Source organism: Fictibacillus sp. WQ 8-8 (assembly GCF_024494405.1).
GTDB lineage: Bacteria > Bacillota > Bacilli > Bacillales > Fictibacillaceae > Fictibacillus_C > Fictibacillus_C marinisediminis.
In genome coordinates this window covers 336163-343121 of record NZ_JAMXKG010000006.1, presented here as the reverse complement: position 1 = coordinate 343121, position 6959 = coordinate 336163, and the positions used below count along the sequence as shown (strand labels likewise).

Sequence of the window (6959 nt, the reverse complement as noted above, 5' to 3'; positions counted from 1 at the left end):
TGAGTAAGACCCCTTAGAGATGATGAGGTTGATAGGTCTGGTGTGGAAGCGTGGTGACACGTGGAGCTGACAGATACTAATCGGTCGAGGGCTTATCCTTATTAACAAAAGCGGTATGAACCGTTTATATCCGACAAGCGTTGGAGATCCTGACGAGAACACGTTTTTGGTGTTCGTAGGAGGGATTGAAACGACCTCGAGGATATGGTTCATGGAGCTGGACGTTAGCATCAGTGAAAGTTTGGATGGAAAGTTATCTAGTTTTGAGGGAATATACCTCAAAATATGTCTGGTGGCGATAGCGAAGAGGTCACACCCGTTCCCATACCGAACACGGAAGTTAAGCTCTTCAGCGCCGATGGTAGTTGGGGGCTTCCCCCTGTAAGAGTAGGACGTTGCCAGGCTTATATTATTCCACAGTAGCTCAGTGGTAGAGCTATCGGCTGTTAACCGATCGGTCGTAGGTTCGAGTCCTACCTGTGGAGCCATATTTTGGAGAGCTGTCCGAGTGGCCGAAGGAGCACGATTGGAAATCGTGTATACGGTTACCGCCGTATCAAGGGTTCAAATCCCTTGCTCTCCGCCATAACTTTTCAACATATGGCCCGTTGGTCAAGCGGTTAAGACACCGCCCTTTCACGGCGGTAACACGGGTTCGAATCCCGTACGGGTCACCATTTTTTATACATATAACTTTTTCGGAGGATTAGCTCAGCTGGGAGAGCACCTGCCTTACAAGCAGGGGGTCGGCGGTTCGAACCCGTCATCCTCCACCATTAATACTTAACTTTTTCTACATTCAAGAATTTGCTTGTAGAGGAAGAGACAGTCATTAACTCGGACATATCGTCCGTAAGCTTAATATTATCGCGGGGTGGAGCAGTCTGGTAGCTCGTTGGGCTCATAACCCAAAGGTCGCAGGTTCAAATCCTGTCCCCGCAACCAAAATGGACTCGTGGTGTAGTGGTTAACATGCCTGCCTGTCACGCAGGAGATCGCCGGTTCGACCCCGGTCGGGTCCGCCATTTTGGCTCGATAGCTCAGTCGGTAGAGCAGAGGACTGAAAATCCTCGTGTCGGCGGTTCGATTCCGTCTCGAGCCACCATTTTTTTTGCCGGTTTAGCTCAATTGGTAGAGCAACTGACTTGTAATCAGTAGGTTGGGGGTTCAAGTCCTCTAGCCGGCACCACTTTTCTTTTCAAGAACTGTAAGAAATTTCTTCTTGAAGAATAGATGAATTTGTATTAAAATAGGATTTGTCTCTCATGGAGGGGTAGCGAAGTGGCTAAACGCGGCGGACTGTAAATCCGCTCCTTTGGGTTCGGCGGTTCGAATCCGTCCCCCTCCACCATCTAAATTTTAGTTGCACATTAACAATTTAGGGGCATAGTTTAAAGGTAGAACGAAGGTCTCCAAAACCTTTGGTGTGGGTTCAATTCCTACTGCCCCTGCCATGTGGCGATTGTGGCGAAGTGGTTAACGCACCGGATTGTGATTCCGGCATTCGTGGGTTCAATTCCCATCAGTCGCCCCATATGATGGGCTATAGCCAAGTGGTAAGGCAACGGACTTTGACTCCGTCACTCGTAGGTTCGAATCCTGCTAGCCCAGCCATCAATGCGGAAGTAGTTCAGTGGTAGAATACAACCTTGCCAAGGTTGGGGTCGCGGGTTCGAATCCCGTCTTCCGCTCCATATTATCTTGTTTGTTTCTGGCGGCATAGCCAAGTGGTAAGGCCAGGGTCTGCAAAACCCTTATCCACCGGTTCGAATCCGGTTGCCGCCTCCACTACATAATTCCCCAGCGCCGGGGTGGTGGAATTGGCAGACACACAGGACTTAAAATCCTGCGGTAGGTGACTATCGTGCCGGTTCGAGTCCGGCCCTCGGCACCATAATATTTTATAACTTAACTGCCTAATGATTAATTGCATGCCGGTGTGGCGGAATTGGCAGACGCGCACGACTCAAAATCGTGTTCCCTTGGGAGTGTCGGTTCGACCCCGACCACCGGTACCATTACATAACTAATCAGCATGTATATAAAAGACTTCTTACACTTGTAAGAGGTCTTTTTTTGCGTTCATCAATACGACTAAAATAAGTAAGAATCGTGTTCCTAAAATCGTGTTCCTTATATTTGCTTGGGAGGTTGAAAAGTGAGAAGACAAAATAAATTAACGAATGATGAATTAAAGGTCATTGAGAAGAAGATTTCAGATGAAGAAGCGTTTGATTTATTTTTTAGAGACTGTTATTTAAGGAATTTACGGCCAGCCACTATTGAGTATTACAAAAATGAATTTCATGCCGCTAAACGGATTCTAGATAAGTCTCTTGTCGAATGTACACAGAAGGACCTAGAAGAGCTAATCATGACAAGTAAAAGGCTAATGAAGGTAACGACAATAAACACTCGTTTAAGGGCTCTTAGATCGCTCTACAACTTCCTTAAAAAGAACAAATACATTCCTTCCAGTCCAATGAAGAACATAAAGCTACTCAGGGATCGTCAAAAGACAATTGAGACTTTAGACAATAAAGAAATTGAGCAATTGATCAGAACGATTAGAAAGAAAAAGTCATTTGTTTGTTTTCGGGATGAAGTTATACTGCTTGTTTTTTTAGATACTGGGGTTCGATTATCGGAGTTAGTTGGAATCAACGTAGAAGATGTTAGGGGAAACAAAATCATCATTAGGCAGACAAAGAATTTATTTGAACGGACTGTTTACTTGTCAGAGGTAACTCAGGAGCAATTAGCCAGGTATATAAAGCTAAGAGGAACAGTAAATACAGATCGTTTATTTATTAACCATGACAATAAGGAACTGAAACCACATAGCATTCAAACAAAGTTCTCTAAGTACGGTTTACAGGCTGGAATAAGCAAAAGAGTAAGCCCTCATACCTTTAGGCATACAATGGCCAAACGAATGATTGTAGCAGGCATAGATGCTTTCTCATTAATGACGATATTAGGCCATTCAGACATGACCATAACTAAACGCTACGTCAATCTTTGGGGAGAGGATATTGAACGTAAACACAATCAATTTGGAGCATTAAAAGGATTGAAACTATAATTTTACGAACTGGTGTTCGTGTTATAAAATATAAATAAAGAGATGGTATTTGAGTTTGGCGGCTCTACCATCTCCAAAAAAGCACGCAGAAGAATTAACTTCTACATCTTTGATGATAGCAAGTCTTTTTCTTTTGTGTCAAGAAGGAGACAGGAAAATGAACCTTATATCAATGTTAAGTGGCAATGGGTTTGTGATGTTCAATAAAGATCTTGCTCGTTCGGTATCTGTAAATGGTGCAATCATTTTTGGACAACTCTGTTCAAGTTATGAAAGCTTTAGCAGCAAGAACATGTTAACAGTAAAGGAGGATAAAGAATATTTCTTTTTGACGAGTGAAACATTACAGGAAGAAACAGCATTAACATACAAACAACAGCTCAAGGCTATAAAGGAATTGGAGATAGCAGGCTATATTGAAACAAAGGTAATGGGTGTTCCTTCGAAGAAGTATTTCCGTATTACTGACAAAATTCTTGATGTGTTTATAGAGGGAAATCCTAGGAATGACAAAAGGGAAGACCTGAATGTATCAACAGATGAAGAGACATCAGAAAGTGATCCTAGCCTTGACCAAAGGGAAACCCTAGGATTGACAAAAGGGCACAGCAAGCCTTTACCAAAGGGCTCATGTATTAAAAAGAAAAATAAAAAAGAACAAGATAAAAATAAAAAGATAAATGATTGTAATTACAAGAACCTTGATTCCAATGAATTCAAAAAGGTATTGATTGATTGTGCTAATGATTTTTATACTCAGTTTTCTCTAAACAGGTGGACCAAAAAGCAATGGAATACACTAATTGAAAAGTTCGCTTCTGATACTGTAGAAAGTGGACGATCCATAAAAATACCGCAAGACAAAATAAATGGGTACGTATATAAATCACTTGAAACAATGGCAAGTAATTCAGATTATAAGCATTCTGAGGAATTTTTATCTTATGAGGAAACAATGAAGGAAATTGTAACAAAAAGTAGTAATACATACAGGGAAAGCAGAACGCCAAATTGGTTATAAATACAAATTCTTAGAAGGGATTGTGTTTATTATGTCTGAGTATAAAAACGTTGAGGAAGTTGCTAAGACTCTAGATATCAAACCATCGACAGTGAAGAAGTATTACTTACTTTTTGAACAACATAACTTTAGATTTATAAGAAGTAATCAAGGAAAATTAATGTTTTCAAGCTCTGACATTGAAATGTTTAAAAAACTAATAAAGCTAAAAAATGAACCAGGTATAACGTTGTCAAACGCAGTAAAGCAGCTTGCTTCTGAATTGAAAGACACGAAAGAAGTATTATTTGCTATAAAAGAAATCGAGAGCAACATGATTAATCGATTTAACTATATAGATTTAAAATTAAACAACCTTTTGAATAGCTTGGCATTATCTAGAGGTAAAGATTCATTTTGATAGCTCTCAGAGGCTCTAGATTGACCCGTGTTAAACAAAACAAAGAGGGATAATAAAATATATTATTTCGAAATTTAAATTACATTCGAAGCCATTTAGAATCCGACGATTAAAAGGAGTTTTTATAAATGAATCCTAGTCAGACGAGCGCGGCAATTGATAAGTGAAATGGAAAACGAACAGAGATGGAAGTTGCTCGGGATGATGTACGATAAATACTACAATAAAGAGTGGGTAGATTCAGAAAAACCATCGGATAAAAATGAGAAGAATTTTAAAAAAAGATGTGGATTTTCTAGCAAGGAAAATTGGCGAAATTGAAATGATATTACATCGTCTTCAAAATGAAAAATAAAAAAATTTTACGATTTCGCTTTACGTTCTTGATTGAGAACCTATAATGACTCCGTATTAAAAAACAAACACTACGGAGGAATCAAAATGGAAATACTACATAAGGAACAGTTTAAAATGGATCCACGTGCAAAGGACAAAGTTGCCCAAATGACAAAAAAACAACTTGAAAATAGGCTGCATGAGATATACCTTGAAGAATATACCGTCTTCACAAAACATGGAGTTAACGATTTCACCCATGTTGGACCACTTGAATCTGAAAAAAGGAGTATTCAAAATCTTATTGACAGTAAAGTTGTTTATAATAGATTTCTTAATACCATCCAAGCTAGTTTGAACCATGAACTAACTGGTAAAGATTTGAATGAATTCCCTTTAGGTATAAGGAAGGACCTAGAAATGTACTTGGAGATTAAGAAGATAAAAACGATTTAAGGCTGGCTGAATGCCAGTCTTTTCATTACTTTATGGTATATTATGGTTATCGCGATTAAGGAGGTTCAAGTAATGAAAGAACAACAATTTTTAAAAACAATGGTTGAGACAATTAAATGGAATGATTACGAGAATAAAGACAAACTACTTACTATACTAAGGAACTCTATCATTACATATGAGAGAACAAGTACTTATGCTAGTAAACCAAATCAATATCGTGAATTTGTTTATTTAAGAGTACCTATCCCTTTGATGAGGACAGCGAATGAATTAATTGAGGTACTGGAAGATGTGGCATCTGATGTATATATAAAGCCGACGGATACTTATCAAGACTATGAATTTTGGGCTTTAAAAATCAAACCTAAACCTGTCGAACTTGATATAGAGCCAATTAATAAACATGATGTTTTTTTTGATGATATTAAAGAGGAAATAATTGAAGGTATTAGAAATGCAAAATATTTAATTTGGGCTGCGGTTGCATGGTTTACAGATAAAGATATTTTTGAGGAGTTATTACTAAGAAAGCAAGCAGGGGTAAGTATTGGAATAATAACTTCTTCTGAAAAATCAAATCAATCTCTAATATCAGTCTTAGAGCAAAATTTCGAAGTAGTAAAAGTGCCGTTAAAGGGTGATAGGTTATTTAATCGAATGCACGATAAGTTTTGCATAATTGATTTAGAATATGTGATGCATGGTTCTTATAATTGGAGTAATAATGCGAGAAATAACGATGAAACCCTGGCAACTGCACTTGATAGAGATTTTGTAAAGAAGTTTGCAGATGAATTTATTGAGTTATTTGTGAAAAATAAGCAACTAATATAGAGAGTAATGAAATCAATATTTTATTAACTAAACACAAAAAGGACCCCGCGGGATCCCTCTTGGCTTCTTTAACTAAAGAACCCGTTACTTTAAGTACAATGTTTCACAAAGAAAAAAACTTTCATTTAATGAAAACCCTTTTTTGTGGTTTAGAGTAAAGGTATTGCTTTTTCTGTTTGGATAAAGTTTAAACTTTTTTCTTCCTGTTTAGTCAACAAAGTAAGATCTAAGGTTATTTTAAATTCATGAAAAAAAGAACAATGCAAATTCTTTCTCAAAAGAAGTATGTCTTGTATAGAAATTTCGTCTTTATTATAAACTATTATTAGATCAATATCATTGGGTGAATTGGAATAAAGTAAAGAACCAAAAAGATAAAAATCTAAATTAGAATAAAGAACGTTTTGCTTTTTTAAGTTGTTCACGCTGGTACGCAGTAAGGTAATTAATGAATAGGTTTCCTTCAAAATTTAAAGCCCCCATAAACTCATCCATGAGAAATAACCCAATTTTGTTAGCTTTCGCAACTTCCTTTCCACTTACCGAGTAACTATTCCAATTGCTAATGGTAACAATAGCATCAATATGACTATGACTTGACATAATTTCTATAACTTCCGCTTCACTTACGGCATAAATATTGGTCAAGTGAACCAACACTTTTCTTCCGTTCGTTTTGGTAATCTTAAAAAGTTGTTCTTCGACTTGTTCAATTTTTCTTACTTTATTGTGTCCACCAATAGCATCTAAAAAATATTGGATACTTTCTGGTCTAGGTATTTTTTTGTATCTTCCTTCCTCAGGCATAAATAACTTCCTCCTTA

At 37.6% G+C, this 6959-nt stretch carries 6 protein-coding genes, 16 tRNA genes and 2 rRNA genes; 23 read left to right on the top strand and 1 reads right to left on the bottom strand.

Annotated features, from left to right (window positions below; translation table 11 throughout):
• The 23 genes from M1K46_RS16060 to M1K46_RS15950 form a co-directional block, all read left to right on the top strand.
• Nucleotides 1–100, top strand: a 23S ribosomal RNA gene (locus M1K46_RS16060); the annotation flags it as partial.
• 188 nt (nucleotides 101–288) lie between these two features.
• A 5S ribosomal RNA gene (gene rrf / locus M1K46_RS16055) occupies nucleotides 289–404 on the top strand.
• A 9-nt stretch (nucleotides 405–413) separates the two neighbouring features.
• Nucleotides 414–488 (top strand) — tRNA-Asn (locus M1K46_RS16050).
• Between the two features lie 6 nt (nucleotides 489–494).
• A tRNA-Ser gene (locus tag M1K46_RS16045) sits at nucleotides 495–586 on the top strand.
• A 16-nt stretch (nucleotides 587–602) separates the two neighbouring features.
• Nucleotides 603–677: transfer RNA gene (locus tag M1K46_RS16040), tRNA-Glu, on the top strand.
• 23 nt (nucleotides 678–700) lie between these two features.
• Nucleotides 701–776, top strand: a tRNA-Val gene (locus tag M1K46_RS16035).
• Nucleotides 777–868: 92 nt separating this feature from the next.
• Nucleotides 869–945 (top strand) — tRNA-Met (locus M1K46_RS16030).
• Between the two features lie 4 nt (nucleotides 946–949).
• Nucleotides 950–1025 (top strand) — tRNA-Asp (locus M1K46_RS16025).
• A 4-nt stretch (nucleotides 1026–1029) separates the two neighbouring features.
• Nucleotides 1030–1105: transfer RNA gene (locus M1K46_RS16020), tRNA-Phe, on the top strand.
• Between the two features lie 8 nt (nucleotides 1106–1113).
• Nucleotides 1114–1189: transfer RNA gene (locus tag M1K46_RS16015), tRNA-Thr, on the top strand.
• Nucleotides 1190–1267: 78 nt separating this feature from the next.
• A tRNA-Tyr gene (locus M1K46_RS16010) sits at nucleotides 1268–1351 on the top strand.
• A gap of 29 nt (nucleotides 1352–1380) precedes the next feature.
• Nucleotides 1381–1454: transfer RNA gene (locus tag M1K46_RS16005), tRNA-Trp, on the top strand.
• A gap of 4 nt (nucleotides 1455–1458) precedes the next feature.
• Nucleotides 1459–1534, top strand: a tRNA-His gene (locus M1K46_RS16000).
• 5 nt (nucleotides 1535–1539) lie between these two features.
• A tRNA-Gln gene (locus tag M1K46_RS15995) sits at nucleotides 1540–1614 on the top strand.
• Nucleotides 1615–1619: 5 nt separating this feature from the next.
• Nucleotides 1620–1694, top strand: a tRNA-Gly gene (locus M1K46_RS15990).
• Nucleotides 1695–1713: 19 nt separating this feature from the next.
• Nucleotides 1714–1788 (top strand) — tRNA-Cys (locus M1K46_RS15985).
• A 17-nt stretch (nucleotides 1789–1805) separates the two neighbouring features.
• A tRNA-Leu gene (locus tag M1K46_RS15980) sits at nucleotides 1806–1894 on the top strand.
• A 39-nt stretch (nucleotides 1895–1933) separates the two neighbouring features.
• Nucleotides 1934–2018, top strand: a tRNA-Leu gene (locus M1K46_RS15975).
• Nucleotides 2019–2158: 140 nt separating this feature from the next.
• Nucleotides 2159–3085, top strand: a complete 927-nt coding sequence (locus M1K46_RS15970) for a tyrosine-type recombinase/integrase (RefSeq protein ID WP_256226765.1) — start codon at nucleotides 2159–2161, stop codon at nucleotides 3083–3085.
• Nucleotides 3086–3242: 157 nt separating this feature from the next.
• Nucleotides 3243–4106 (top strand): hypothetical protein, encoded by an 864-nt coding sequence (locus tag M1K46_RS15965; RefSeq protein WP_256226764.1) that lies wholly within the window; start codon nucleotides 3243–3245, stop codon nucleotides 4104–4106.
• 31 nt (nucleotides 4107–4137) lie between these two features.
• The gene (locus M1K46_RS15960; protein ID WP_256226763.1) at nucleotides 4138–4506 is read left to right on the top strand and encodes a MerR family transcriptional regulator; all 369 of its coding nucleotides are present in this window, start codon (nucleotides 4138–4140) and stop codon (nucleotides 4504–4506) included.
• A gap of 441 nt (nucleotides 4507–4947) precedes the next feature.
• Nucleotides 4948–5298, top strand: coding sequence for a hypothetical protein (locus tag M1K46_RS15955; protein ID WP_256226760.1), 351 nt, complete (start codon nucleotides 4948–4950; stop codon nucleotides 5296–5298).
• A 72-nt stretch (nucleotides 5299–5370) separates the two neighbouring features.
• The gene (locus tag M1K46_RS15950) at nucleotides 5371–6135 is read left to right on the top strand and encodes a phospholipase D-like domain-containing protein (RefSeq protein ID WP_256226759.1); all 765 of its coding nucleotides are present in this window, start codon (nucleotides 5371–5373) and stop codon (nucleotides 6133–6135) included.
• 387 nt (nucleotides 6136–6522) lie between these two features.
• On the opposite strand, the gene M1K46_RS15945 is transcribed toward M1K46_RS15950, so the two are convergent.
• The gene (locus M1K46_RS15945) at nucleotides 6523–6942 is read right to left on the bottom strand and encodes a hypothetical protein (RefSeq protein WP_256226758.1); all 420 of its coding nucleotides are present in this window, start codon (nucleotides 6940–6942) and stop codon (nucleotides 6523–6525) included.
• Nucleotides 6943–6959: the final 17 nt, after the last annotated feature.